The following is a 25,549-nucleotide window of genomic DNA, read 5'->3' as shown; positions in this document are numbered from 1 at the left end:
GGAGCGTACCTCCCGGCCAAGGAGAATCCAGGCAATGATCAGACGCTGGACCGTGGTCGTCGATCGCGACGACCTCACCGAAACCGAAGTGCTGCACGACGAACTGCCCGAGTCGTCCGACCTGTCCGACTGCGAGGTGCTGCTCCGCGTCAGCCACGTGGGCCTCACCGCCAACAACGTCACCTACGGTGTGATCGGCGACGTCATCGGCTACTGGAACTTCTTCCCGGCCGGTGGCCCCTGCCAGGGCGTGATCCCCCTCTGGGGCTTCGCCGACGTCGTCGACTCCACAGTGGACGCTCTGCCCGCGGGCACCCGCGTCTACGGCTACCTGCCGATGGCCAGCCATCTCGTCGTGCGAGCCAAGCTGACCTCGGCCGGTTTCGTCGACACGAGCGACCACCGCGCCGAGCTGCCGGCCGTCTACAACAGCTACCTCGTCACCGACCGGGACCCCGCCTACGACGAGCGGCTGGAGGACCTCCAGGTCCTGTACCGGCCGCTGTTCCTCACGTCGTTCCTGCTGGCCGACCGGCTGGTGGACAACGACTTCCACGGCGCCCGCACGGTCGTGATCTCCTCGGCGTCCAGCAAGACGGCCTTCGGCACCGCTCACTGCCTCAAGGACAAGGGCGTCCGGCTGGTGGGCCTCACCTCGCCCCGCAACGTGGAATTCACGAAGAGCCTGGGTCTCTACGACACCGTGCTCCCCTACGGCGCTTCGGTGGACGTCGAACCTTCGGTGTACCTGGACTTCAGCGGGTCGGCCGACGTGCGGTCGGCACTGCACGACCGGCTCGGCTCCGGCCTGGTCAAGGACGTCTCGATCGGCCTCACGCACCAGGCCGCCGCGCAGGACGCGCGCTCCGAGTTCTTCTTCGCCCCGGACCAGCTGCGCAAGCGCACCACCGACTGGGGCTCCGACGGGCTGGCCCAGCGGTTCGGCGAGGCCTGGCGGGGCTTCACCGCTCAGGCCGGTGACCGGGTCGCCGTCGTCCGGCACAGCGGGCCGGAGGAACTGGTCGACGTCTGGCAAGCCGTGCTGGCGGGCAAGGCGAACCCCAACACGGCCGACGTGATCAGCTTCTGAACTGTTCCTCGCCCTTCACCATCGCGAGGAACGCATCCCAGGCGGGCGCCGCGACAGTGGCGTCCGCCCGGCCCTTGGAGTCACGAACACGAGCGGCGGGGCCGTCCAGGGCGATCTCCACGCAGTCGCTGTTCTCTGCGCCATTGCTGCGGCTGCTCTTGCGCCACACAACAGACACGACTATCCCTACCTCTCGGCAGCCAGCCTCCCGACCCACTCGGCGGACTCGTCTGGAGTCAGCGCCAGCTTCGAGAGGTGTTTGAAGACCAGCTTACTGGCCTTGACCTGTTCACCATCCTCGACGTGCGCGGCTCCAGCGGGGTGCTCGACGTAGAGCACTGTCATGTCACCGGGGTAGGCGAAGTCCAGCAAGAGGAACGATCCGTTGAACCCATCGTTCAGACCTGCGGCGTTCGGCAGGACCTGCACCGACACGTTGGGTCGCGCACCTATGTCGCTGATGTGCAGCAACTGTTCGCGGTCAGCCTGCGGGAAGGCCGCCTCGGCAATGATCGCGTGGTACTGGAGCCCCTCGGCCAGCCGGCCCTGTCGTCGAAGCCGGACCGCGACCTGGTTCTCGATCCACTTCCGCGAGCGCTGAACCTGCCATCCCCGGAACACCGCTCGCATGTAACTTTCGGTCTGCAGGAGACCAGGGATGTATCCCAGAGAGAACGTACTTACTCGAGTGGCGTCGTGCTCCAGGCTGATGTAGCCGTGATTCTCGATGCCGTACGGGTGCCACCAGCCCTTCTCGCTGGCGCGTTCCCACATCTCGATGTACGGCGCTTCCTCCGCGACGAGCACGCCGTACAGGTCGAGCATCGCCCGCAAGCCGTGGTACTCCGGCAACTGGCCGTTCTCAATGCGGCTCAGCTTCTGGTAGTTGTACCGGAGCCGGTACGCCGCCTCGCGCTGGCTCAGCCCGCTCCGTTCGCGCAGCCTCTTCAACGCATCACCGAGGCGCACCTGCCGGAACGTGGGGTCGGACATACCCCAAACGTTACGGACGAGATCTGACATTCGTGAATCACGGTGGCGAGGTCTGGTGAGGACCGTCCACGTCATGGAGTACGTCCACAACATCCAGTACCACCGGCGCAGCCAGAACGGCCGGCTCACCCTCGCCTACGTCGAGTCCGTGACAGATCATGGTTGGTACATAAAGAAAGAAGCAGACTGGAAGTCCCGCTACACGGTCGCCTGCGCGACCGAGTACCTGACGCGCGTGTCAGCGGACGCGGGCACGTTCGCCATCACGGTGTGGAGAGACGCCATCCGCGTCTGCACGATCGGAATCGACTGGAATCCTCCGAACAGGTGATCTCACCGCCGGAGCAGCCCGGCCAGCAGGCCCGCGATGTTGTGGGCGTCGTCGTGACCGCGGTGGTGCGTGCCGTCGAGTCTCTGCCCGGCGAGCCGCACCGCCTCGGCCATGCCGACCTCCCGCGGCAGGGCGTGCACGAGGGCGAACAGGGTCTTCACGTTGAGGTGCCGCGGCCCGAACGGGTACCGGACCCCGAAGTCGGCGCACTGCCGTTCGAACATCTTCCGGTCGTAGTCGCCGTACGAGGCCCACACCCGGCGGTCCGAGCGGAACTCCTTGCGCAGCACCGCGCACGCCTCGGCGAACGAGACGCCGCCGGCGACCTGGTCGGCGGTCAGCGTCGTCAGTTCGGTGCAGAAAGCGCTGACCGACGACCGCGAGGGCGCCACCAGCACCGACCTGCGCTCGCCACGGATCCCGGTTGCCACCGCGAGCGGGCAGATCCCGATCTCGATGATCTCCGAGACCTCTCCGGGAGGCGGCGTGCCCTCCCAGCACGTCGACTCCACGTCGACCACCAGCACCTCGTCCAAAGCGATCACGTGGTGATCGTCCCCCGCCCGTCTACTGGAACACGACGACGGGCAGCACGACGATCTCTCCGGTCGCGGCGTTCCACGACTGGACCTTGCCCAGGCAGCGGGCGTTGAACTGGCCCGGCGGCAACGTGTCGCGCAGGCTCGCGCGGTCGCACTCCACCCGCACCCGGTGCGCGCCCACCGGCGCCAGCAGCACCGCCGGGTCGTCGCCGTCGCCGACCTCGAAACGGCCGTGCAGCGACACGTAGTCGCGGATGTCGTTGAGGCGCCGGGCCCTTCCTCGGCGCCAGGCCTCGTCCGCGGTGATCGTGGCCGTTGTCAGGTCGACCTCGACCACGCCGTGGCCCGCGCGCAGGCCCGCCAGGACCACGCCGATGACGTCGATCTCCGTGGCCGGTTTCTCGTAGGTGTCGGTGTTCTGCTCGACGACCGAGCCGTCGACGCCGATGCCGAACTCGCTCGGGCCGACCTGCAGCTTGCCGTTCTTGGTGACAGTGATCTGCTTGACGAACTGGCGGGTGACGGCGTCGTCGTACCGGCCGATCTTGCAGAGGTTGATCATGCGTTGGCCGTGCACGTAGAACAGCAGTCCGGGCACCTCGGGTCCCTGGTCTCGGCGGCGCACCCACCGCCAGGCGAGCACGACGACCACGACCAGCGCGATCAGCGTCGCGGCCCACAGCGTGATCCAGCCCCACGAGACGGACCACCAGAGCGCTCTATCGACAGCCACGGATCTCCCTCACCGCCTCCAGCAACGACTTCGCGCCGGCCTCCACGAGACGGCCGCCGCTCGCCTGCGCCACCCTGTCCAGCTCCGCGGTGGAGGCCTCGCCGAACCGGATCGGGAACACCGGCACCTCTCCCCTGCCGACCCGCAGGAACTCGTCCACGGACGGGCCGGCGTTGTTCTCGCCGTCCGTCATCAGCACCACCGCCGTCTCCCCGCGAGCCAGCTGCAACGCGCGCTCCAAGGCGGCCCAGATCGCGGTGTTGTCGCGCAGGTCCTCGGACGCGACGACGGCCAGCAGCGCGTCGAGGTCCTCGCGGCCGCGCACGGTGATCGAACGCTCCTCCAGGACTGTGCCCGCGAACCGGATGATCGTCACGGTCTCGCCGACGTAGAAGCGGTCGAACCCGTTGAGCGACGCGAACGCCTCCCGCAGCCCGGCGAGACGAGCACCGGCCATCGACGTCGAGTAGTCCAGCACGAAGACCACCTGGCGGCCGTCGCCCGCGCGGTCGTGGAACAGCAGCAGCCTGTCGATCACCTCGGGGCTGTCCGGGAAATAGAGCGCGGTGCCGAGGTCCGCGCGCAGCTTCTCGTCGCGCACCACGGAAGGCTCGACGGGGCGGCGCCAGGTGCGGTCGGCGATCATCTGCTGCGCGGCCGGCGATCGCAGCCACTCCACGACGCGGTCGTAGGCTGCTCGGTGCGCGGGTTCGACGAGCATCAGCGGGTAGTCCGACAGCACGATGCCGTCACGCGGGTAGACGATCTCCAGCGGTTCGGCCAGGCGCCCGGAAGCGTTCAGGGACAACAGCTCCGACTCGTGCGCGACCAGTCCGTCCACATCGGACCGGCGGACGAACTCGCCGACGGGGTCGGGCACGTCGAACGCCCGGCCCGCGAGGAACCCCTGCAGTCGGTCACAACTGACGTCCTCGGGTCGCAGTGGCGCGCCCGTGCCCGCGGCCGCCGTCGCGACACCGATCAACGCGGCCATGCCGCCGCCGGACACCCGTGGATCGGCCATGCCGTAGCGGAACTGTCCCAGCGCGGCCCGGTCCGCGACGTCCGCCCACGTCGGCCGCTCACCCAGCGCGGAACGGCTGCCGCGCTTCACGCCGAGCACCACCGGGGACGTCATGACGCTCGACGCCAGCTCAGGCTCGGCGCCCCGCAGCCGCAGGAACCTGGCGGTGGACAGCCACGCCAGGTCAAATCCGGCGAGCGATCTGCTGGCCTCGACCGTGCCCCGGTGCTCCACCACCAGCTCGACCCCGGTGGCACGCCGCAGCTCCGCCAGCACCGGGCCGAGGTCGGCCAGTTCCGTGCTGGCCAGCACCTTCAGGCGGACCGGCGGCGGTGTGCTCGACGTGCACGCGGTGACCAGGAGCAGCAGAACCGCTGCCAGCACCCTCACTTGCACTCGCCGACGACGTCGAGCATCCGCTCGAACAGCTCCGCCTTGGGCAGTTGCACCCGGCCCGCCTCACCGGCCGGCGGTGTCGGCAGCCCGCGGCCGGTGATGTAGGTGCCGAAGTCGTCGGCGGACTCCCCGTTCCAGCTCAGCGAGTGGAAACCCAGCTCGACCGCGCGCCGGCGCAGGTCCGGGTCGTTCATCATCAGCTCGCCGATCCGGTCGCCCTCCGGCGTGAACGAGATCAGCTCGGGTGTGCTCTGGTGCTGCTTCTCCGGGTAGAGCAGCACGCGTTCGGAGTCGATGCTCTTCTGCCGCAACTGGTACGCGATGTACTGGTGCTCGTAGATCACCGCGATGACGGCGTGCGTGCGCCCCTCCGGCACGAAGTACTTCGGGGCCATGTCCTCGCCGGCCTGGCCCTGCGCGTCGACGTGCGGTTTGACCTGGAGCGCCAGCTTCTCCGCGGCCTCGACGGTCTGCGGCGGTTCTTCCCCGAACGCGGTGGCGAAGAACCCGACGAGCGTCGCGCCCGAGTAGGCCTTGCACGGGTCCGGCGACTGCGCGATCACCCGGTTGCCGTTGCCCACACCGAGGTCGTTCCACTTCTTCGCGCCCAGGTCCTTGAACTTGGTCATGTCGAGGTTGTAGTAGAGCGGCTTCTCGTCCGAGCCGTGTGGTGTCGCGGCCCCCGCCCTCGTCAGCGCCTCGGCGTACTCGCGGAACGTGGCGAGCACGACCGGGGTGAAGAACGGCCGGTACGGCACGACGTGCTTGCCCGCCCGGCGCGACTTCACGTGCTCGTTCGCCACGTGCCCCGACGGGAACACGAAGTGGTAGGAGTCGAGATCGGGCTTGTCCGCCAGGTCGCGCGAGCCGATCGGCGTCACGTGCACCTGGTAGCCGCGTGCCATCAGGATGCGCTTGACCTGCTCGTCCTGGAAGAAGTCGCGCTTCGACGCGAACAGCGCCCGCACCACGGTGACAGAGCGGAACGGGCCGGTGACGTGCCCCGAAACGAGCAACACCACCAGCCCGGCCACGAACACCGCCAACGGCGGGACGAACCACAGCAGGAACCGTCTTCGCGGGTCGGCGACCTTGAACTCGGGCTCCCGCACGGCTCCCCCTGGAGTCAGACGATCACGGCACCACCGTCGACGACGAGCGTCTCGCCGGTAACGTAACCGCCCGCCGGGGAGGCCAGGAAGAGAACGGCTGCGGCTAGTTCTTCCGGATCACCGATTCGCCCGGATGGCAGAGAGGCCTGGATCTTCTCCAGGTAGCCCGGCGGGTACTGGTCGGTCATCTCCGAGGAGAAGAAACCGGGGCAGATCGCGTTGACGCGGATGCCCTTGCGCCCGGTCCACTGCTGCGCCAGGTCCCGCGTCAGGCCGAGCAGGCCGGCCTTGGACGCCGAGTACGCGGCCTGGGGAATACCGCCGGTCACGAGGCCGAGCACGCTGGAGATGTTGATGATCGAGCCGCCGGACTTCATCACGGAGGCAGCGGCCTGCGCCATCCAGTAGGCACCGTTGAGGTTCACGTCGATGACGCCGCGGAACTCCTCCGGCGTCTCCCGCGACGCCGGCACCGCCGACGCGACACCGGCGTTGTTCACGAGCACCGCCACCGTGCCGAACTCCGCCGCCGCTCGAGCGACCTCACGGCAGTCCTCGGGCTTGGACACGTCGGCCTGCACGACCAGGGCACGCCGGCCGGTGGCCTCGACCAGAGCGGCCGTGTCCTTCAGCTTGTCCGCACGACGAGCGGCGAGCACGATGTCCGCGCCGGCCTCCGCGAGGCCCTTGGCGAACGCGACACCGAGGCCCGAGGACGCGCCGGTGACGATCGCGACCTTGCCGTCGAGGCGGAACTTGTCCAGGATTCCCATCTTCGCCAGAGGCCCTTCAGCTCAGTCTTTCCAGGATGATCGCCATGCCCTGACCGCCGCCGACGCACATGGTCTCCAGACCGAACTGGGCGTCGCGGGCCTGCATGCCGTTGATCAGCGTCGTCATGATCCGCGCACCGGTCGAGCCGAACGGGTGGCCCAGCGCGATGGCGCCGCCGTGCACGTTCAGCTTGTCGATGTCGATGCCCAGCGCGCGCTGCGATCCGAGCACCTGGACGGCGAACGCCTCGTTGATCTCCACCAGGTCGATGTCCGAAATGGACAGACCGGCGTGGCCGAGCGCCTGCTTCGTGGCGTCGACCGGGCCGAGGCCCATGATCTCCGGCGACAGGCCCGAGACGCCCGTGGACACGATGCGCGCCAACGGGGTCAGGCCGAGCTCGCGGGCCCGCACGTCGCTCATGATCACGACGGCCGCGGCGCCGTCGTTGAGGGGACAGCAGTTGCCGGCCGTGATGGTGCCCTCGGGCCGGAACGACGGCTTGAGCGCCGAAACAGCCTCGTAGGTGACCCCGGAACGCGGTCCGTCGTCAGTCGACACGACGGTTCCGTCGGGCAGGGTCACCGGCGTGATCTCGCGGGCGAAGAACCCGTCCGCGATCGCCTTCTCCGCGAGGTTCTGCGACCGCACGCCGAACTCGTCCTGGTCGTGCCGCGAGATGCCCATCTGCGTGGCGACGTTCTCGGCCGTCTGGCCCATGGAGATGTAGTAGTCGGGCAGATCGCCGTCGAGCCGCGGGTCGGTCCACGGCGCGTTGGACGCGGCCGTGGCCAGGGTCCGTTGCTGCGCCGCGTCGAACAGCGGGTTGAACGAGGGCGCGCCCGAGTGCATGTACCGGGAGACGCATTCGACGCCGGCCGAGATGAACCCCGTGCCCTCGCCCGCCCTGATGGCGTGGAAGGCCATCCGCGCGGTCTGCACGGACGACGCGCAGAAGCGGTTGACGGTCGTGCCGGGGAGGTTGTCGTGGCCCAGCTGCACGGCCACGCGGCGCGCGATGTTCTGGCCGTGCTCGTCCTGCGGCTCGGCACACCCGAGGTGCAGGTCGGTGATCTCGGACGCCGGGATGTCGCCCAGCGCCGCCGAGATCACCTGCGCGGCCAGGTCGTCCGGCCGCAGCGAGACGAGGGAACCCTTGCGGGCACGGCCGATCGGCGACCGGGCCGTGGAGACGATGACTGCCTCAGCCATGGAAAACCTCCTACAGGCCCAGGTCGCGGCCGATGAGTTCCTTCATGATCTCGTTGGACCCCGCCCAGATCTTCGTGACGCGGGCGTCCATCCACGCGCGGGCGACGCGGTACTCGGTCATGTAGCCGTAGCCGCCGTGCAGCTGCACGCAGGCGTCGATGACCTCGTTCTCGATGTCGGCGCTCCAGTACTTCGCCTGCGCCGCCTCGACCGAGCTCAGTTCACCGCGAACGTGCTGCATGGTCAGGGTGTCGATGAACGCCTGCGAGACGTCCAGCTTCGTGCGCAGCTCCGCGAGCAGGAACTTGTTGTGCTGGAACTTGCCGATCGCCTGGCCGAAGGCCTTGCGCTCCTTGACGTACTCCAGCGTCTCCTCGAAGACGCCCTGCGCGTGCGCCAGGTTCGAGATGGCGCCGCCGATCCGCTCCTGCGGCAGGCGCTCCATCATGTAGATGAAGCCCTGGCCCTCCTCGCCGATGACGTGCTCCTGCGAGAGCCGCACGTCGGAGAAGAACAGCTCCGCGGTGTCGGACGGGTGCTGGCCGACCTTGTCGAGCTTGCGGCCGCGCTCGAAGCCGGGCATGCCGTTCTCGACGGCGAACAGCGTGATGCCGCGCGCGCCCTTGGACGGGTCGGTGCGGGCCGCGACGACGATCATGTCGGCGGTGTAGCCGTTGGTGATGAACGTCTTGGAGCCGTTGAGGATCCAGTCGTCACCGTCACGCACGGCGTTGGTCTTCAGCGCGGCGAGGTCGGAGCCGCCGGACGGCTCGGTCATCGCGATGCCGGTCTTGATCTCGCCGGTGCACATGCCGGGCAGCCAGCGCTGCTTCTGCTCCTCGGTGCACAGGTCGACGAGGTAGGGCGCGACGACGTCGCCGTGGATGCCCAGCGACGAGGCGACCGCGGCGTTGACCCGGCACAGCTCCTCGGCGAACACCGTGTTGAAGCGGTAGTCGTTCGCGCCGCTGCCGCCGTACTCCTCGGGGATCTCGAGGCCCAGCAGGCCCTGGCGACCGGCCTCGAGCCACACGTCCCGGTCGATCACCCGCTGCTCGATGAACTTCTCGACGTTCGGCGTGATCGTGCGCTCGACGAACGCCTTCGCCGACTCCCGGAACGCGGCGTGATCCTCGTTGAACAGCGTCCGCTGCACGACTACCTCCATACTAAGCGGTTGCTTAGAGCTAAGCGCCCGCTTAGCGTGCAGTACGATCCATCACCTGTCAACACGCGAGGAGCGGCCCGATGACGACGACCGGACTGGACGGGTTCTCACTGCTCGACGAGACCTGGCGCGCCGTGACCCCGGACGCCGCCCGCCGGATGCTCATCGCCGCCGTCCAGGCGTTCGCAGGCAAGGGATATCACGCCACGACGACCCGTGACATCGCCTCTCTGGCCGGAATGTCCCCCGCGGCCGTGTACATCCACTACCGGTCCAAAGAGGAACTGCTCTTCAACATCTCGCTCGTCGGCCACGAGACGTCGCTGGCACTGCTGTCGAGCATCCAGGGCGACGGCGCGGTGCAGCGGCTGAAGAACGCGGTGGCGGCGTTCGCGGGATGGCACGCGGAGTTCCACACGACGGCGCGGGTGGTGCAGTACGAGCTCGGCGCGCTCTCCCCGGAACACCACGCGGAGGTGGCGGAGCTGCGCCGGCAGATCGAACAGCGGATGCGGTCCTACATCGCGGACGGTGTCGAGGAGGGCGTGTTCGACGTCCCCGACCTCAAGGGCGCGACCCTGGCCGTGTTGTCGCTGTGCATCGACGTCGCGCGCTGGTACCAGCCCAGCGGCAAGCGGACCCCGGACGAGATCGGCGCGATGTACGCCGACCTCGTCCTGCGGATGGTCCGGCCTAACTGACCGACTTCCTGCCGTACACGCCCGCCACGACCGACACGCCGATCGCCGCGACCACGATCTGGACGATGACCTCGATCCAGTCGATGCCGGGCGTGTCCTGCACGCCGAGCAGCCGCGCGATCCACGTTCCGATGAACGCGGCCACGATGCCGACCAGGATGGTCAGCCAGATCGGGATGCTCTGCTTGCCCGGCGCGAACAGCTTGCCGAGCAAACCCAGGATCAGACCGATGACGAGCGCGCCGATGACACCACCGATGGTCATTGACCGCCTCCTCCGCTACGCCCCGATGAAGTTCGGGATCTCGAGCGGATCATCCCTTCAGCGGACAGCGCCCGCAGCACAAGGACTAGAGACGTTCAGCCGATCGGGTGCATTCGGCTACCAGCGGCTGCCGGAGACCTGGCTCATCCACTGGTTGATCGTGGCGGTCCAGTCGGTGCCGACGGCCTGCTGGTGCGACACGGCGAACCGGCCGTACGCGTCGCCGCCCGCGCGGAGCAGCCCGGCGCGCTTGTCGGCCTCCAGGACCACGTGCAGCTCGCCCGGCGTCGTGACGAACGTCAGCTCGACCTGCTTGACGCGGCCCGCGAACTGCGGCGGCGGGTAGAACTCGATCTCCTGGTAGAACGGCAGCTGCTGCGGCACGCCGTGGATGCGGCCGCGCTCGTTGTCCGCCTTGGTGAAGCGGAAGCCCATCTGCCCGAAAGCCTGGAGCACGGCGTCCTGCGACGCCAGCGGGTGCACCCAGATCGGGTCGAGGTCACCGGGGTCGACGGCGCCGCGCACCTCGAGCTCGGTGCGCAGGCCCAGCTGCATGCCGTTGAGCTGCATGCCGCCCACGACGTTGAGCGGGCACTCGAACGGCACCGGCACCTGGAAGGGCAGCGAGAGGTTCTGGCGCGGCTGGATGACGATCCGCTGGCCCACGGAGAACTTGTGGAACTCCATGTTGGTGTTGTACTCGTTGTCGCCGCTCTCGACCTCGACGCGGGTGAGCAGCGCCAGCGTGACGTGGTCGACCTCGGCCGGGTGCTCGCCGCCGGCGATGCGCACCTCACCGGACAGCACCTCGCCGGGCCTGACGTTGGGGTTCGTCAGCACCGTGTCGACAGTCGGCCCGCCCACGCCGAACGCGCGCATCATCCTCTTGAACACCACTGCGGCCTCCTGAAGCCCTTGCTGTTTGCGGGGAGTCTGCCAACTGGATCGCCCGTTTGCGGCGAAGTGTTCCGTTGACGCCTCAGTACCCCGATCGGTTCCGTATGGACTTCCGTTGACTTCAGATGGCAACATGCGACCGCCGTCACATACTAAGCGGTCGCTCAGGAGGTTGCCCGTGCTGCTCGTCGCCAACCGGGGTGAGGTGGCTGTCCGCGTCCTGCGCGCTGCCGCTGACCTGGGGATACGAACCGTGGCGGTGTACGCGGAGGACGACGCTTCGTCGCTCCACGTGACCCTTGCGGACCGTGCGGTGGCGCTGCGCGGGCCATCTCCGTACCTCGACATCGATCAACTGCTGGACGCCGCCGAGGGGTGCCAGGCCGTGCATCCGGGGTGGGGGTTCCTGTCCGAGAACGCCGCGTTCGCCCGGGCGTGTTCGGAGCGCGGACTGGCGTTCGCCGGGCCCTCCGCTGACGTTCTGGAACTGCTCGGTGACAAGCGGCGAGCACGGGAACTGGCGGCGTCGCTGGGGATTCCGGTGCTGGAGGCCGCGCCCGGCGAGTTCCCGGTGATGGTGAAGGCGGTCGCCGGGGGCGGCGGCAAGGGCATGCGGGCCGTGCTGCGGCCCGAGGACCTCGACAGTGCGGTCGAGGCGTGCCGGGCGGAGGCGCTGGCGGCGTTCGGAGTGGACGACGTCTACCTCGAACGGCTGATGCCCTCCGCCCGGCACATCGAGGTGCAGCTCGTCGGCACCTCGGTGATCGGCGACCGCGACTGCTCGCTGCAGCTGCGGCACCAGAAGGTCGTGGAGATCGCGCCCGCTCCCCTGCTGGACCCGTTGCTGCGCAAGGCTCTGCACGCGGCGGCCACGGCCATCGCCTCGGCCGTGGACTACCGGGGCGTCGGCACGGTGGAGTTCCTGGTGGCCGGGGACTCGTTCGCGTTCCTGGAGGTCAACCCGCGGCTGCAGGTCGAGCACACGGTGACCGAGATGGTGTCCGGAGTGGACCTCGTGCGCACCCAGCTCCTGCTCGCCTGGGGCGGCGACGTGGACTTCACGCCCCACGACCGAGGCGCGGCCGTGCAGGTGCGCCTGAACCAGACCTCGGGCGGCGTGCTGTCGTCGTTCGGACTGCCCGCCGGGCCCGGCGTCCGCGTCGACACGCACGGGTACGTCGGCTACCGGGTCGGCACGCGGTACGACGGACTGCTCGCGAAGCTCGTGGTGCACGGCGAGGACCTGGACGTCGCCCTGAACCGGGCGCGGCGGGCGTTGCGCGAGTTCCGGGTCGAGGGCGTCGCCACGAACCTGGAGTTCCTGAAGACCCTGCTGGACCAGGACATCATCGGCGCGACGACCGACTTCGTGACCGAGGAGCCGGTGTCGGGCATGCGGGCGCCGCTGGCGGGCACGGTGGTCGCCGTCGATCCCGGTTCCGTCGTGCTGGAAGCGATGAAGATGCAGCACGTCGTGCGGGTGTCCGGCGACGTGCTGGTGTCGGTCGGCGACACCGTGGCCGAGGGCCAGGCGCTGGCCACCGGGGCCGGCGAGTCCGATGAGGACGTCGCCGAGGTGGACCTGGAGCACGTCCGGCCGGACCTGGCGGAAGTCCTGGCGCGCCACGACTTCGACCGTCCCGAATCCGCCGCTCGCCGGCACGCCCGCGGTGGCCGGACCGCCCGCGAGAACATCGCGGACCTCTGCACCTCGTTCGTCGAATACGGCGGCCTCGCGATCGCCGCCCAACGCCGGCGACGGTCGCTGGAGGACCTGATCGAACGCACGCCCGCGGACGGCATGGTGGCCGGCATCGGCGTCGTGAACGGCCAACGGGTCGTGGCGATGTCCTACGACTACGCGGTGCTGGCCGGCACGCAGGGCATGCGCAACCACCAGAAGAAGGACCGGCTGTTCGCCCTGGCACAGCAGGAGAACCTGCCGGTGGTGCTGTTCGCCGAAGGCGGTGGCGGACGGCCCGGCGACACCGACCACAGCATGGTCAGCGGCCTGGACTGCGGCTCGTTCCACGCGTTCGCGCAGCTGAGCGGACAGGTGCCGTTGATCGGCGTGGTGGCGGGGCGGTGCTTCGCGGGCAACGCGGTGCTGCTGGGCACGTGCGACGTGATCATCGCGGTCGAGGGCGCGAACATCGGCATGGGCGGCCCGGCGATGATCGAGGGCGGCGGGCTCGGCACGTTCCGGCCCGAGGACATCGGCCCGCTGGACGTGCAGGTGCCCAACGGCGTGGTGGACATCGCGGTGGCTTCGGAGGAGGAAGCCGTCGCTGTCGCGAAGAAGTACCTCTCGTACTTCCGGGCCTCCGCAGGCGTGCAGGCCCCGTCAGGCATGCAGGCACCTGCGGACTTCCAAGCTCCCGCAGGCGTCCCCTCGCCGAGTGCGCAGCCTTCGCCAGCGCCCTCGGGGGAACCCCTGAACACAATTCTCCCAGACAGCACCGACAATTTCGGATCGTGGAACTGCGCGGACCAGCGCCTCCTCCGCCACGCCGTCCCCGAGAACCGCCTCCGCGCCTACGACGTCCGAGCGCTCATCACCACCCTCGCCGACACCGGCAGTGTCCTGGAACTCCGCCAGGGCTTCGGCAAGGCCATCGTCACCGCCCTGGTCCGCGTGGAGGGCCGCCCCATCGCCCTGATCGCCAACGACCCCGGCGTCCTGGGCGGGGCGATCGACGCCGACGCCGCCGACAAGTGCGCCCGCTTCCTGCAGCTGGCCGACGCGTTCGACATCCCGGTCGTCTCCCTGTGCGACACCCCGGGCTTCATGGTCGGCCCGGACGCCGAACGCACCGCCACCGTCCGCCACCTCACCCGCATGGTCGTGACGGGCGCCAACCTCACCGTCCCCTTCGGACTCGTGGTCCTGCGCAAGGCGTACGGCCTGGGCGCGCAGGCCATGGCGGCGGGCAGCCTGAAGGTCCCGCAGTTCGCCATCTCCTGGCCCACCGGCGAGTTCGGCCCGATGGGCCTCGAAGGCGCCATCAAGCTCGGCTTCCGCAAAGAGCTCGACGCCATCGCGGACCCGGACGAGCGCAAGGAGCGCTACGACCAGATGGTCGCGATGGCCTACGAGCACGGCAAAGCCCTCAACGTCGCCTCGGTCTTCGAGATCGACGACGTGATCGACCCGGCCGACACGCGCCGCTGGATCGCCACGGCGCTGGCCCCCGTTGCTTCCCGCTCACAAGGGAAGAAGAAACGCCCGTTCATCGACACGTGGTGAGGAGAATCCGTGGTCAGCGTCGCCCCTGCGGAACAGAAGACCTTACGCCGGCTCATGGCAGCCGGGCTGGTCGGTTCGAGTCTCGAGTGGTACGACTTCTTCATCTACGCGACCGCCGCGGCATTGGTGTTCCCGAAACTGTTCTTCCCCGAGGCGACGCCGATCGTGGCGTTGCTCCTGTCCTTCAGCACCTTCTGGGCGGGCTTCATCGCGCGCCCGCTCGGCGGCCTGGTGTTCGGGCACGTCGGCGACAAGGTCGGCCGCAAGCCGGCGCTGGTCATCTGCCTCGGGCTGATGGCGGCGGCGACGTTCCTCATCGGCCTGCTGCCCACGACGGCGTCCATCGGCGTCGGCGCGCCGATCCTGCTGGTGCTGCTGCGCTTCCTGCAGGGCATCGCGGTCGGCGGGCAGTGGGGCGGCGTGGTCCTGCTGCTGACCGAGACCGCGGGGCCGAAGAAGCGCGGCTTCGCGGGCACGTTCGGTCAGGCCGGCGTTCCGATCGGCGTGCTGCTGGGCAACGTCGCCTTCATCAGCGCCACGACGTCTCTCTCGCCTGAGGCGTTCGCGTCGTGGGGGTGGCGCGTGCCGTTCCTCGCGAGCGCGCTCCTCTTCCCCGTGGTGCTGTTCATCCAGCTCAAGGTCGAGGACAGCCCGGTCTTCCGTGAGTTGCAGCAACGCCGTGCGACGGGACCGGTCGTGGCGCAGGCACCGTTGAAGGAGGCTCTGCGGACCCACCGCAAGCCGATCCTGCTCGGCGCCGGCCTGATGTTCGCGTCCAACGCGATCTTCTACGTGTCGATCGCGGGCGTCCTGTCCTATGCGACCACCACGCTCGGGTTGGCGCGCGAGTCGGTGCTGGTCGTCAGCATGCTGTCGTCTCTCGTGAGCATCCCGGTCATCCTCTGGGCCGGGCACGCGTCGGACCGCCTCGGGCGCCGCCCGCTGATCATCGCGGGCACCATCGGCATGATCGTGTGGGCGTTCCCGTACTTCCTGCTCGTGGACACGGCCTCGCTGGTGTTGCTGTTCGTCGCGAACACGGTCGGAGGCATCGCGTCCTCTCTCGTGTACGGGCCGATCGCCGCCTACCTGGGTGAACTGTTCGAGGCGCACGTGCGGTACTCGGGTGCTTCTCTCGCGTACCAACTGGCGTCGATCCTGGTCAGCGGCGGCACGCCGTTCGTCATGACGGCGCTGCTGGGGGCGACCGGGACCTCGATGTCCGTGTCGGCGTTCCTGCTGGTCATGGGTCTGTTCACGCTGGTGTCGGTGTTCAAGTTGCCGGAGACGCACCAGCCGGAACGGGCCTGATCAGAGGCTGTGAAGGCCCGATGCAACAGACAAATCGGGCCTTCACAGTCAAGACCTCTGCGGAACCTGGAGCCGATGCCGTACGTTGGCGCGTCGTGACCACTCTCATGGCGCGCCTCAAGCAGCGGATGCGCAGGTTCGCGCAGAAACCGGGCTCAGTCGACCTCGCCCCGTTCCAGGCAATGCTCGCGGACGTGGAGAAACACGCCGAGAAGTTCAAGGCGTTCAGCGACGAGGAGCTGACGGCCCACGCCAAGAAGCTGCGCGGGGAGAACACGGACACCGAGCTCGTGGCCCTCACGCGGGAGGCCGCGGAACGAGCCATCGGGCAGCGTCCGTTCGACGTGCAGGTGCTGGGTGCGCTCGGCATGCTCAGCGGGCTCGTCGTCGAGATGGCGACCGGTGAGGGCAAGACGCTCGCGGGCGCCATGGCCGCGGCCGGGTTCGCGATCAAGGGCAAGCGCGTCCACGTGGTCAGCGTCAACGACTACCTCGCCCAGCGCGACGCGGAGTGGATGGGCCCGCTGTACGGGCTGCTCGACGTCACCTCCGGCTGGATCAACGGCAGCTCGAAGGCCGAGGAGCGCCGCGAGGCCTACCAGTGCGAGGTCACGTACGCGCCGGTCAGCGAGATCGGCTTCGACATCCTGCGCGACCGGATCGCCACGAGCCCCGACGACCTGATCGTCCCCGAGCCGGAGGTCGCGCTCATCGACGAGGCCGACTCGGTGCTCGTCGACGAGGCCCGCGTGCCGCTCGTGCTGGCCGGCTCGACCAGCTCGGAGGCGGCCGACCCCGTCATCGCCGACCTGGTGAAGAGGCTGCGCCAGAACCTGCACTACGAGATCGACGACGAGGAGCGCAACGTCTTCCTCACGGGTGCGGGCTCCGAGGCCGTCGAGCGGGCGCTCGGCGAGATCGACCTGTACTCGCAGGAGCACGTCACGTCCACGCTGTCGAAGGTGAACGTGGCGCTGCACGCGCAGGTGCTGCTGCACCGCGACGTCGACTACATCGTGCGTGACGGCAAGGTGCACCTGATCAACGACACGCGTGGCCGTGTCGCGAAGCTGCAGCGGTGGCCGGACGGCCTGCAGGCCGCGGTCGAGGCCAAGGAGAACGTCCAGACGACCGAGTCGGGCGAGATCCTCGACTCGATGACGGTGCAGGCGCTGCTGTCGCGCTACCCGACGCGCTGCGGCATGACCGGTACCGCCGTCGCCGTCGCCGAGACGCTGCGGGAGTTCTACGAGCTGGAAGTGCTCGTGATCCCGCCGAACAAGGAGAACATCCGCGAGGACGAGCACTTCCGCCTCTACGCGACGCTGGAGCAGAAGGAAGACGCGATCGTCGAGGAGATCAAGACCGTCCACGAGACCGGTCGCCCGATCCTCGTCGGCACGCTCGACGTCGCCGAGTCGGAGCGGATCTCCTCCAAGCTGCGCGCCGCCGGCATCGAGTGCGTGGTGCTCAACGCGAAGAACGACGCCGAGGAGGCGTCGATCATCGCGGACGCCGGTTCGTACCAGCGCATCACGGTCTCGACCCAGATGGCCGGCCGCGGTACGGACATCCGCCTCGGTGGCCACGAGGGTGAGGACCACGACCGGATCGCCGAGCTCGGCGGCCTGTACGTGATCGGCTCCGGGCGCCACTCGTCGTCACGCCTGGACGACCAGCTGCGAGGCCGCGCGGGCCGTCAGGGCGACCCCGGCGGCTCGGTGTTCTTCTCGTCCATGCAGGACGAGCTGATCACCCAGTACGCGCCGGACGCCGAGGACCCGTCCGAAGTGGACAACGACGGCCGGGTGCACGACAAGGGCCTGCTGCACACCTTCGAGCACGCCCAGCGCGTGGCCGAGGGCGTGAACCTGGAGATCCACCGCAACACCTGGCGCTACAACAAGCTGATCGAGCACCAGCGCGACATCCTGCTCAAGCACCGCGACGTCGTGCTGCGCACCGACGCGGCGTTCGAGAAGGTCGGGAAGAAGGAAGGCGTGTCCGACGAGGTGGCCTCCGACGCCGCCCGCAAGATCACGCTGTTCTTCCTGGACGACCTGTGGACGCACCACCTGACGTTCCTGTCGGACCTGCGCGAGGGCATCCACCTGCGTGCGCTGGCGCGGCAGAACCCGCTGGACGAGTTCCACCGCGAGGCCATCCCGGCGTTCAACAAGATCGTGCCGGAGTCGTGGGAGCGCACCTCGGAGAAGTACGAGGCGGCCAAGATCACCGACGACGGCTACGACCTCGCCGACGCCGGGGTCAAGCGCCCGAGTTCGACGTGGACGTACCTGGTGCACGACAACCCGTTCGGCTCCGGACTGGAGGAGTCGATGAAGGGTCTCGTCAAGATGGTCCGCGGGCAGCGCCGCTGACGGTCACTTCTTCCCGGGGACGACGAGGTCGTCCGCCGGTCTGGCGGGCCGGGGCACAGTCCCGGCCCGTCTGGCGTTCGCAGGCGTCGTGGCGGCCCCGGTCATCTCGGCGGTCAGCTTCTTGATCTCCGCGAGGATGTCGAGGTGCTCCTGCGACGGCGGTGGTCCGACGAAGTTGGACCTGTCGTGTGCCGTCCGTTCCGCGCGCTCGGCCAGCAGCCGGATGCGTCGCAAATGCTCGTGTTCCCCGTTCGGGAACAGGAAGTCGGCTTGTTCAATCACCTGTGCAAGCTTTCGCGTGCACGGGTGACGAGTCGATCCCCTAGTCGGCTGATTCGAGTTTTCGGACGAGCCAGTCGTGGAAACCGCCGATGTGGTGCTCCGAGGGCACCAGCGCCCCACCATGCGCGTTGGCGCGTGAGGCCATCGCCGGCTGACATCGCTCGCAGGCTTCGAAGTCCTGTTCGTTCACCCGGTGGAACAGCTCGACCGAGCGAGAGACGTCACGGCCGGTGTCGACCACTTCCTTGACGTAGAGCCAATCCGCACCCGGTGGTGGCGTGGTACTTCCTGTCGCGAGATTCTCGGCGAGGTTCACCCAGGCGCAGCCGAGCCATTCGCGCAGATGCATTCGGCGAGTCCGCACTCAACGCGATCGACGTCCGGCATTGAGGTGAGATCGGGTGCGGCGATCAGGTTGCCGTCCAACGCACAGGTCCAGGCGTGGTAAAAGCACTGAAACACCTGCCGGTCATGCTCCGCCTCTCAGACGAGCGGGGTCGAACAGGGTGATCGGGTGCCGCGTGGCCCCGTCGATCGCGAGGTCGGCGAGGATCTCGCCGACGACGGGCACGAACTTGAAGCCGTGCCCCGAGAAACCGCACGCCACGGTCACGCCGTCGTGCTCCGGGTGGCGGGCGATGACGAAGTGCCGGTCGGCGGTGTTGGTGTACATGCAGGTCGCGGCGCGTTGGAACGTGCCGGCGAGGCCGGGCATCGGGGACCTGGTGGCGGCCGCGATCGCCTCGACCTCGCGGGCGTGCACCGTGCGGTCGATCGTCTCGGGCGTGCAGATCTCGCCGCCGTGGTGGAACGCGACCTTCGCCGCGCCGTCGTGCTCGGGGAAGCCGTAGAAGCCCGTGCCGTCCGCGCGGTCCCAGATGTAGACCGGGTAGCCGGCGAGCGGCTCGTCCGGGGTGAAGTAGAACTGGACCTGGCGTTCGACCTCGAACGGGATCTGCAGATCTCCCAGCAGATCCGGTGCCCACGGGCCAGGGCACAGGACGACGTGCCCGGTCTCGTAGCTGCCACGGGTCGTGGTGACCCTGCCAGGCTCCCAGTGCGTCACCGGCTCCTCGAAGCGCAGGTCGGCACCCGCACGACGGGCGAGCGCCAGGTGGGCCGCGACGGACGTCTCCGGCACGACGAAGCCCGCGCCGGGTTCGTACAGCCCGATCTCGTCCGGCGCCGGCCGCAGGGCGGGGAAGCGCTCGCGGATTCGGGACGCGTCGAGCAGTTCGTGTGTCAGACCGAACTGCTCGACGCTCGCCCGGCTACCCGTGATGGCGCCGCTGTCCGGATCGCCGACGATGATTCCGCCGACGCGGTGGAAGATCCGTTCACCGCTGTCCCGCTCGACCTGGTCCCACATCTCGTGGGCCCGCAGCAGCAACGGCACGTACGCGGGGTCCTCGAAGTAGGCCTGCCGCGTGATGCGCGACCCGCCGTGGCTCGACCCCAGCGCGTGCGCGGGCGTGAACCTCTCCAGTCCCAGCACTCGTTTCCCGCGCTGGGCGAGCCGGTACGCGGCGGCGCTGCCCATGCCGCCGAGCCCGATGACGACGACGTCGTAGGTCATCCGCGGAGCCTCTTCATCTCGGGGTCGAACAACGGCTCCTGAGCCGGGCGGGCCTTGACCTTCTGACCGAAGTACTCGATCTCGACCTCGTCGTCGATCTCACTGGGCAGCCAGGCGTAGGCGATGTTGAGGCCGGTCGTGTAGCCGTAGGCGGCACTCGTGACGTAGCCGACCGGTTCGCCTTGGTGGAACACGGGTTCGCTGCCCAGCACGACGCTGTGCGGGTCGTCGATCGTGAGGCAGGTGAGCTTCTTGGTCGAGGTGAGGTTGTGCAGCGATCCCTTGCCGAGGAACTCCTTGTCCTGGCGCACCGCGAACCCGAGTCCCGCCTCGAACGGGTCGTGCTCGGTCGTCACGTCCGTGCCCCACGACCGGTAGCCCTTCTCCAGGCGCAGGCTGGTGAACGCGCCGCGCCCGGCCGCGATGACCCCGTGCCGCTGCCCGGCCTCCCACAGCGTGTCCCACAGCTTCGGGCCGAGGTCGGCGGTGGTGTAGAGCTCCCAGCCCAGTTCGCCCACATAGGACAGTCGCAGCGCCGTCACCGGGACGTTCTTGATGAACGCCCTCTGCGCGGTGAAGTAACCCTTCCGCGTGTCCAGGGTGTGCGAGATGTCGTTGACGAGATCGCGTGCCAACGGGCCCCACAGGCCGATGCAGCACGTTCCGGCCGTGATGTCCCTGATGAAGACGTCGTCCGGGGCGTGCCGGGTGAGCCAGTCGAGGTCGAGGTTGCCGTTCGCACCGACCTGGAACGTCGTCGCGCCGAGCCGGGCGATCGTCAGGTCGCTGCGCACGCCGCCCTGTTCGTCCAGCAGCAGCGTGTAGACGACGGCACCGGGCTTGCGGTCGAGGTTGTTGGTCGTCATGCGCTGCAGGAACTCCAGCGCTCCCGGCCCGCCGACCTCCAGCCGCTTCAACGGCGTCATGTCGAACAGCGCGACCCGCTTGCGCGTCACCAGCGCCTCGGCCCCGCAGATCGGCGACCAGAACCGGCTCGCCCACTCGTTCCGCGTGGGCACCTCGGCGACCTCGGGCAGGCCGGCGTTGGCCTCGAACCAGTGCGGCCGCTCCCAGCCCGACGCCTCCAGGAAGAACGCGCCGAGCTCCTGCTGCCTGCCGTGGAACGGGCTCGTGCGGATCGGCCGAGGGCTCTCCATGGGTTGCAACGGATGCAGCACGTCGTAGACCTCGACGAAGTTCTGGCAGCTGCGTTCCAGCACGTAGTCGGGCGCCAGCTGCACCTGCTCGAACCGGTTGAGGTCGCTGGAGTGCAGGTCCAGCTCCGGCTGCCCGTCCACGATCCACTCGGCCACCGACCGCGCCACGCCCGCGGAGTGCGTGATCCACACCGCCTCCGCCACCCAGAAGCCGCGCAGCGCCGGGTGCTCGCCCAGCAACGGCATCCCGTCGCCGGTGAACGAGAACAGCCCGTTGAACCCGCGGTCCACCCCGGCCTGTGCCAGCGCCGGGATCAGCTCGACGGCCGACGCCCAGGACGCCTCGAAGTCCACCTCGGTGAACGGCAGCTCCGAGCCGGTGATGTCGCGCGCGGCGATGGGCATGGGCCGGTGCCCGTACGCGCCGATGCCCAGCGCCTTGCCGTGCGAGCGGAAGTACAGGTCGGCTTCCTGGTGCCGCAGGATCGGCTGGCGCGCCAACGCCTCCGCGTCGGCGTCCAGGTCGCGCGTGAACACGTACTGGTGGGCCATCGGCACGAGCGGGACGGTCAGCCCGACCATCTCGCCCAGCAGCGGGCCCCACATCCCGGCGCACGACACGACGACGTCGGCCGGGAACACGTCGGTTTCGGTCCGCACGCCGGTGACCCGGTCGCCCGAGCTCTCGACCGCGACGACCTTCTGCCCGAACTCGAACCGCGCCCCGCGCTCGATCGCCCGCCGCGCCTGGACCTCGGCGGCTTGAACTGGCCGCGCGAGTCCGTCACTCGGGATCAGGAACCCGCCGAGCAGCTGGTCCCGGTCCAGCAACGGGTGCAGGCGCGCGACCTCGTCCGCGTCGATCAGCCGGCTCTCCACTCCCCACGACGTGGCCCAGCCGTGCCTGCGGCTCAGGTCCGCGAGCCGCTCGGGGCTGGTGGCGATCTCCAGGCCGCCGACCTGGTCGAAGCAGCCCAGTTCCACGTACTTCTCGACGGTGTAGCGGGCGAAGGCGGTCATGCTGCGGCACGAGTTGGTCTGGAACACCAGGCCGGGCGCGTGACCACTGGACCCGCCCACCGCGACCCCCGCCGCCTGGTCGAGGACCGTGACGTCGGTGAAGCCCCGTTCCGTCAGCTCGTCGGCCAGCGCGCACCCGACGATCCCCGCCCCCACGAGCACCACGCGAGGCACTGCACCAGGCATCAGGACACCCTTCGCCGCAGTTGCGAGTAACAGAACTCGTTCCGCTATCAGCAACAAGCTGCGGCCAGGGCGTCCGGCTGTCAAGACCGCCGTTCGCGCCACCGGGTGTCGAACGGCCTGTGAAACCGGACGAATGAGGAGGGTGGCGCCGCGAACGTCCAGCACGATCCGCGCATGGACTCCGTCAGCCTGCACACGATGGCGCGCCGGTACCTGATGAGCCGCATCGAGAAGCTGCCGTCCGGACACGGCGGCACCAGCGCCGCGCTGACGATCCAGAAGGCGGTCGACCGCCTCGACCGCGACGACCTGCCGCCGCCCAGGACGCTCGCCGCCGCCCTCGCCACGGCCGCGTCGGCCCCGCTGGACCGCTGGCCCTCCGACAGCGGCGAGCGGGACGCGATCAGTGCGGAACGCGAGCGGTTCCGCGAGTCGGTCAGGAACTGGGTCGACCGCGACCTCGTGGTCGAGCCGCTGCCGTACCGCCGCGTGTTCGGCGAGGACGAGGCCGCGTCGTGGGCCCGCCGGATCGAGGAGCGCTGGGCAGCAGGCGGCCGTTGTGGGACCCGCAGATCGACGGCGACGTGCCGGAGGGCCTGCTGGTGCTGCAGACCCCCGCGATGTGGGACGACGGCCCCGGCGTCGAGCCGATGCGCAGGGCACTGCGGGAGAGGAGCCCTCATCGCGTGGTCGAGATCAGGGAACCCGGCACAGCGGGCTCCCTGATCGATGCCGACCTGATCGAACCGTTCTACACCGGCGTCGAGGCCGTGTGGACCGACGAGACGCTCGACTGGGTCGTCTACGCGTCACACCACTGGACGGTGGAGGTCAGCGGCACGCTGGTCCCCCGCCTCAAGGCCCTCTGGCCGGATCTCGACGACTGGCGCTGGGTCGCTCCGGACTGGTACTAGCCCGCGAAGTAGCCGAGCTGCGACGAGAGGTCCGCCGCCGCCGTCGACATCGTGGGCACGATCTGGCGGACCCGTTCCCGCGACAACCGGTACGACGGCCCGGACGCGCTCATCGCCGCGACCACCTCGCCGCGGTGCCCGCGCACCGGGACGGCGACCGCGTGCAGACCCAGTTCGAGCTCCTCGAAGCACGCCGCGTACCCCTGTTCCGCGACCTCCTCCAGTTCCGCGAGCAGCTGTGACGCCTCCACGACGGTGTGCTCGGTGTAGGAGTCGAGCGGCAACGACGCCAAGCGCTTGCGCTCGTCCGCCGGCAGGTAGGCGAGCAGGACCTTGCCGGACGACGTGGCGTGCAGGGGCGTGCGCTGGCCGATCCAGTTGACGGCGGAGACGGCCGCGGAGCCGCGGGCCTGGGTGATGTTGATGGCGACGCCGGCGTCGTGCACGGCGATGTTGACGGTCTCGCCGAAGGAGTCGGCGAGGGTCTGGCAGACGGGCTGGCCGAGTTTGGTCAGGTCCATGCGACCGGTGGCAGCGCCGGCCAGGCGCACCACCCCGAAACCGATGGCGTACTTGCCCCTTTCACCGAGCTGCTCCACCAGGCCACGCGACTCCAGCACGGAGACGAGTCTGGACACCGTGGACTTGTGCACACCCAGCTCACCAGCGATTTCGGTGATACCGGCCTCGCCCTGCGCCAGCAGTTCGAGCACGCTGATGGCTCTGTCCACGGACTGCACCTGAGCTGCCGAGTCGGAGTTGCTCATCGCGCAACAGTAACCGGCAGGCAAAACAACCGGCTGGACTCTTGACGGCGGGTCGTCCGAGCCGCACATTGTGTTGCGTCATTCGGAACGTGTGCCGTTTTACGCAACGGAGGCCGACGATGATCCGCGCCTGCGCTCTCACGGACCTGCCCCCAGGGGAGACGGTTCGCATCGTCGGTCCTCGCGCGCACGCCGCGAGCCCCGACCTTCGCACCCGTGAGCCGGCTTGTCTGCCCGCCATTGGGCCGGTGAGGACCTGTCCCCTCCATGTGGAAGATGGAGAGGTCTATGTCGATGCCGAAGTGAACAGGGACGTGGCGTGAAGACGATCGCGATCATCGGCGCCTCACTCGCCGGTCTGAGGTCGGCGCAGGCACTGCGCCAGCAGGGGTTCGACGGGCGGATCGTCATCGTCGGCGATGAAGTCCACCTCCCCTATGACCGGCCTCCTCTCTCGAAGGACTTCCTCCTCGGCAAGGTCGAGGCGGTGCCGCTCGCGGACCAGGAGGACCTCGACGCGCTGGGCGCGGAGTGGCGACTGGGCGTGCGGGCGACCGGGTTGCTCTCCAGCCGGGAGGTCTCGCTCAGCGACGACACAACGGTCGAGGCCGACGGCATCGTCATCGCGACCGGCGGTCTGCCGCGCACGATCCCCGGCACGCACGTCCTGCGCACGCTGGACGACGCGATCAAGCTCCGCGAGGCGTTCGGCACCGCGCAGCACATCGGCGTCATCGGCGCCGGCTTCATCGGGGCGGAGATCGCCTCCAGTGCGCGCGCCCTGGGCAAGGACGTCACCGTCGTCGAGGCGCTCCCCACGCCTCTCACGCGCGTGCTGGGCGCCGAGATGGGTGCTGCATGTGGACATCTGCACGGCGACCATGGATCAACGTTGATCACGGGCATCAACGTTGACTCGGTCAACGTCGACGGCGGAATCAACCTCGCGGACGGCCGTGTCGTCGGCGCCGACGTCGTCGTCGCCGGCATCGGTGCGCGCCCGGCGACGGACTGGCTCACCGGCGGACCGGTCAACGTCGGCAACGGCGTCCTGTGCGACGCGGGCGGCGTGACGAACCTGCGCAACGTCGTCGCCGTCGGCGATGTCGCGAACTGCGCCGGGCACCGTGCCGAGCACTGGACGAGCGCGACCGAACAGGCACAGATCGCCACGCGGAACCTGCTCGCGGGCGAGACCGTCGCGACGCACACGCACGGCGGTTATGTCTGGTCCGACCAGTACGGCGTGCGGATCCAGTTCATCGGGCGAGCGACGGAGGACGTTCGCGTAGAAGATGGGTCCATCGAGGACAGGAAGTTCGTGGCGACCTATCGGGACGGTGACAACCCGGACGACGTCGTGGGCATCGTGGCCATGAGCAACGCACGACTCTTCACCCGGCTCCGCCGGAGTCTGAAGTAACGGTCGTCACGGTTTACCGCCAGCGGCGACCGGATACACCCGAGTGT

24 protein-coding genes and 1 pseudogene are annotated in these 25,549 nt (G+C 69.0%); 9 read left to right on the top strand and 16 right to left on the bottom strand.

Annotated features, from left to right (window positions below; genetic code table 11):
* The first annotated feature begins 34 nt into the window (after nucleotides 1-34).
* Complete coding sequence (locus DFR72_RS30185; RefSeq protein WP_090069371.1) at nucleotides 35-1,090, top strand: DUF2855 family protein; 1,056 nt, start codon at nucleotides 35-37, stop codon at nucleotides 1,088-1,090.
* Here DFR72_RS30185 and DFR72_RS30180 read toward each other — a convergent pair.
* Nucleotides 1,080-1,268, bottom strand: a complete 189-nt coding sequence (locus tag DFR72_RS30180) for a DUF397 domain-containing protein (RefSeq protein WP_342768686.1) — start codon at nucleotides 1,266-1,268, stop codon at nucleotides 1,080-1,082. The two genes, DFR72_RS30185 and DFR72_RS30180, sit on opposite strands and share 11 nt — an antisense overlap.
* 8 nt (nucleotides 1,269-1,276) lie before the next feature.
* Nucleotides 1,277-2,113 carry a helix-turn-helix domain-containing protein gene (locus DFR72_RS30175; protein ID WP_245983638.1) on the bottom strand — a complete coding sequence of 279 codons (837 nt, stop codon included), beginning with the start codon at nucleotides 2,111-2,113 and terminating at the stop codon, nucleotides 1,277-1,279.
* Nucleotides 2,114-2,138: 25 nt separating this feature from the next.
* On the opposite strand from DFR72_RS30175, the gene DFR72_RS30170 reads away from it, so the two are divergent.
* A complete protein-coding gene (locus tag DFR72_RS30170) occupies nucleotides 2,139-2,414 on the top strand; it encodes a hypothetical protein (RefSeq protein ID WP_090069367.1) in 276 nt (91 codons plus the stop codon).
* A 2-nt stretch (nucleotides 2,415-2,416) separates the two neighbouring features.
* Here the strand turns inward: DFR72_RS30170 and DFR72_RS30165 are convergent, their stop codons facing one another.
* The 7 genes from DFR72_RS30165 to DFR72_RS30135 are packed head-to-tail and all read right to left on the bottom strand — an operon-like array spanning nucleotide 2,417 to nucleotide 9,363.
* Nucleotides 2,417-2,959 carry a 3'-5' exonuclease gene (locus DFR72_RS30165; protein ID WP_090069365.1) on the bottom strand — a complete coding sequence of 181 codons (543 nt, stop codon included), beginning with the start codon at nucleotides 2,957-2,959 and terminating at the stop codon, nucleotides 2,417-2,419.
* 22 nt (nucleotides 2,960-2,981) lie between these two features.
* Nucleotides 2,982-3,689, bottom strand: a complete 708-nt coding sequence (locus DFR72_RS30160; protein WP_090069363.1) for a hypothetical protein — start codon at nucleotides 3,687-3,689, stop codon at nucleotides 2,982-2,984.
* Nucleotides 3,676-5,103: a vWA domain-containing protein gene (locus tag DFR72_RS30155; protein ID WP_090069361.1), complete on the bottom strand. Its 1,428-nt coding sequence runs from the start codon at nucleotides 5,101-5,103 to the stop codon at nucleotides 3,676-3,678. Before DFR72_RS30155 ends, DFR72_RS30160 begins: the two co-directional genes overlap by 14 nt.
* Nucleotides 5,100-6,221 carry a hypothetical protein gene (locus DFR72_RS30150; protein ID WP_090069359.1) on the bottom strand — a complete coding sequence of 374 codons (1,122 nt, stop codon included), beginning with the start codon at nucleotides 6,219-6,221 and terminating at the stop codon, nucleotides 5,100-5,102. The genes DFR72_RS30155 and DFR72_RS30150 overlap by 4 nt, the downstream gene beginning before the upstream one ends.
* A 14-nt stretch (nucleotides 6,222-6,235) precedes the next feature.
* The gene (locus tag DFR72_RS30145; protein ID WP_090069357.1) at nucleotides 6,236-6,994 is read right to left on the bottom strand and encodes an SDR family NAD(P)-dependent oxidoreductase; all 759 of its coding nucleotides are present in this window, start codon (nucleotides 6,992-6,994) and stop codon (nucleotides 6,236-6,238) included.
* Between the two features lie 16 nt (nucleotides 6,995-7,010).
* A complete protein-coding gene (locus DFR72_RS30140) occupies nucleotides 7,011-8,207 on the bottom strand; it encodes an acetyl-CoA C-acetyltransferase (protein WP_090069356.1) in 1,197 nt (398 codons plus the stop codon).
* Nucleotides 8,208-8,217: 10 nt separating this feature from the next.
* Nucleotides 8,218-9,363 carry an acyl-CoA dehydrogenase family protein gene (locus tag DFR72_RS30135; protein WP_090069354.1) on the bottom strand — a complete coding sequence of 382 codons (1,146 nt, stop codon included), beginning with the start codon at nucleotides 9,361-9,363 and terminating at the stop codon, nucleotides 8,218-8,220.
* A 92-nt stretch (nucleotides 9,364-9,455) separates the two neighbouring features.
* On the opposite strand from DFR72_RS30135, the gene DFR72_RS30130 reads away from it, so the two are divergent.
* A complete protein-coding gene (locus DFR72_RS30130) occupies nucleotides 9,456-10,076 on the top strand; it encodes a TetR/AcrR family transcriptional regulator (protein ID WP_090069353.1) in 621 nt (206 codons plus the stop codon).
* Here DFR72_RS30130 and DFR72_RS30125 read toward each other — a convergent pair.
* Together DFR72_RS30125 and DFR72_RS30120 are read right to left on the bottom strand one after the other, a co-directional pair.
* A complete protein-coding gene (locus tag DFR72_RS30125) occupies nucleotides 10,069-10,341 on the bottom strand; it encodes a GlsB/YeaQ/YmgE family stress response membrane protein (RefSeq protein ID WP_090069351.1) in 273 nt (90 codons plus the stop codon). The genes DFR72_RS30130 and DFR72_RS30125 overlap by 8 nt on opposite strands.
* Nucleotides 10,342-10,458: 117 nt before the next feature.
* Nucleotides 10,459-11,238 (bottom strand): sporulation protein, encoded by a 780-nt coding sequence (locus tag DFR72_RS30120; protein ID WP_090069349.1) that lies wholly within the window; start codon nucleotides 11,236-11,238, stop codon nucleotides 10,459-10,461.
* Between the two features lie 172 nt (nucleotides 11,239-11,410).
* On the opposite strand from DFR72_RS30120, the gene DFR72_RS30115 reads away from it, so the two are divergent.
* The 3 genes from DFR72_RS30115 (at nucleotide 11,411) to secA2 (ending at nucleotide 18,177) form a co-directional block, all read left to right on the top strand.
* Nucleotides 11,411-14,485 (top strand): acetyl-CoA carboxylase family protein, encoded by a 3,075-nt coding sequence (locus tag DFR72_RS30115; RefSeq protein ID WP_425459921.1) that lies wholly within the window; start codon nucleotides 11,411-11,413, stop codon nucleotides 14,483-14,485.
* Nucleotides 14,486-14,494: 9 nt separating this feature from the next.
* Nucleotides 14,495-15,796: an MFS transporter gene (locus DFR72_RS30110; RefSeq protein ID WP_245983636.1), complete on the top strand. Its 1,302-nt coding sequence runs from the start codon at nucleotides 14,495-14,497 to the stop codon at nucleotides 15,794-15,796.
* Between the two features lie 95 nt (nucleotides 15,797-15,891).
* Entirely contained in the window at nucleotides 15,892-18,177 is a 2,286-nt protein-coding gene (gene secA2 / locus DFR72_RS30105) for an accessory Sec system translocase SecA2 (protein ID WP_090069343.1), read from the top strand.
* Between the two features lie 3 nt (nucleotides 18,178-18,180).
* Here secA2 and DFR72_RS30100 read toward each other — a convergent pair whose 3' ends face one another.
* The 4 genes and pseudogenes from DFR72_RS30100 to DFR72_RS30085 form a co-directional block, all read right to left on the bottom strand.
* The gene (locus DFR72_RS30100) at nucleotides 18,181-18,459 is read right to left on the bottom strand and encodes a hypothetical protein (protein ID WP_090069341.1); all 279 of its coding nucleotides are present in this window, start codon (nucleotides 18,457-18,459) and stop codon (nucleotides 18,181-18,183) included.
* A gap of 40 nt (nucleotides 18,460-18,499) precedes the next feature.
* A pseudogene (locus DFR72_RS47960) lies at nucleotides 18,500-18,721 on the bottom strand (SRPBCC family protein); the annotation flags it as partial.
* A gap of 207 nt (nucleotides 18,722-18,928) precedes the next feature.
* Entirely contained in the window at nucleotides 18,929-20,035 is a 1,107-nt protein-coding gene (gene solA, locus DFR72_RS30090; RefSeq protein WP_090069339.1) for an N-methyl-L-tryptophan oxidase, read from the bottom strand.
* Nucleotides 20,032-22,398, bottom strand: coding sequence for a GcvT family protein (locus DFR72_RS30085; RefSeq protein ID WP_090069337.1), 2,367 nt, complete (start codon nucleotides 22,396-22,398; stop codon nucleotides 20,032-20,034). Before DFR72_RS30085 ends, solA begins: the two co-directional genes overlap by 4 nt.
* Before the next feature lie 174 nt (nucleotides 22,399-22,572).
* On the opposite strand from DFR72_RS30085, the gene DFR72_RS45075 reads away from it, so the two are divergent.
* Nucleotides 22,573-23,124, top strand: a complete 552-nt coding sequence (locus tag DFR72_RS45075; protein ID WP_143086856.1) for a hypothetical protein — start codon at nucleotides 22,573-22,575, stop codon at nucleotides 23,122-23,124.
* Nucleotides 23,085-23,312: a hypothetical protein gene (locus tag DFR72_RS45070; RefSeq protein WP_143086855.1), complete on the top strand. Its 228-nt coding sequence runs from the start codon at nucleotides 23,085-23,087 to the stop codon at nucleotides 23,310-23,312. Before DFR72_RS45075 ends, DFR72_RS45070 begins: the two co-directional genes overlap by 40 nt.
* Here DFR72_RS45070 and DFR72_RS30070 read toward each other — a convergent pair.
* A complete protein-coding gene (locus DFR72_RS30070) occupies nucleotides 23,309-24,079 on the bottom strand; it encodes an IclR family transcriptional regulator (protein WP_170176451.1) in 771 nt (256 codons plus the stop codon). The two genes, DFR72_RS45070 and DFR72_RS30070, sit on opposite strands and share 4 nt — an antisense overlap.
* A gap of 319 nt (nucleotides 24,080-24,398) precedes the next feature.
* Here DFR72_RS30070 and DFR72_RS30060 point away from each other — a divergent pair, with 319 nt between their 5' ends.
* A complete protein-coding gene (locus DFR72_RS30060; RefSeq protein WP_090069329.1) occupies nucleotides 24,399-25,502 on the top strand; it encodes an NAD(P)/FAD-dependent oxidoreductase in 1,104 nt (367 codons plus the stop codon).
* Nucleotides 25,503-25,549 lie beyond the last annotated feature (47 nt).

This window comes from Lentzea flaviverrucosa (assembly GCF_003350445.1).
GTDB classification, from domain to species: domain Bacteria; phylum Actinomycetota; class Actinomycetes; order Mycobacteriales; family Pseudonocardiaceae; genus Lentzea; species Lentzea californiensis.
The sequence above is the reverse complement of the archived record's forward strand: the minus strand, read 5'-3'. Positions and strand labels throughout refer to the sequence as shown.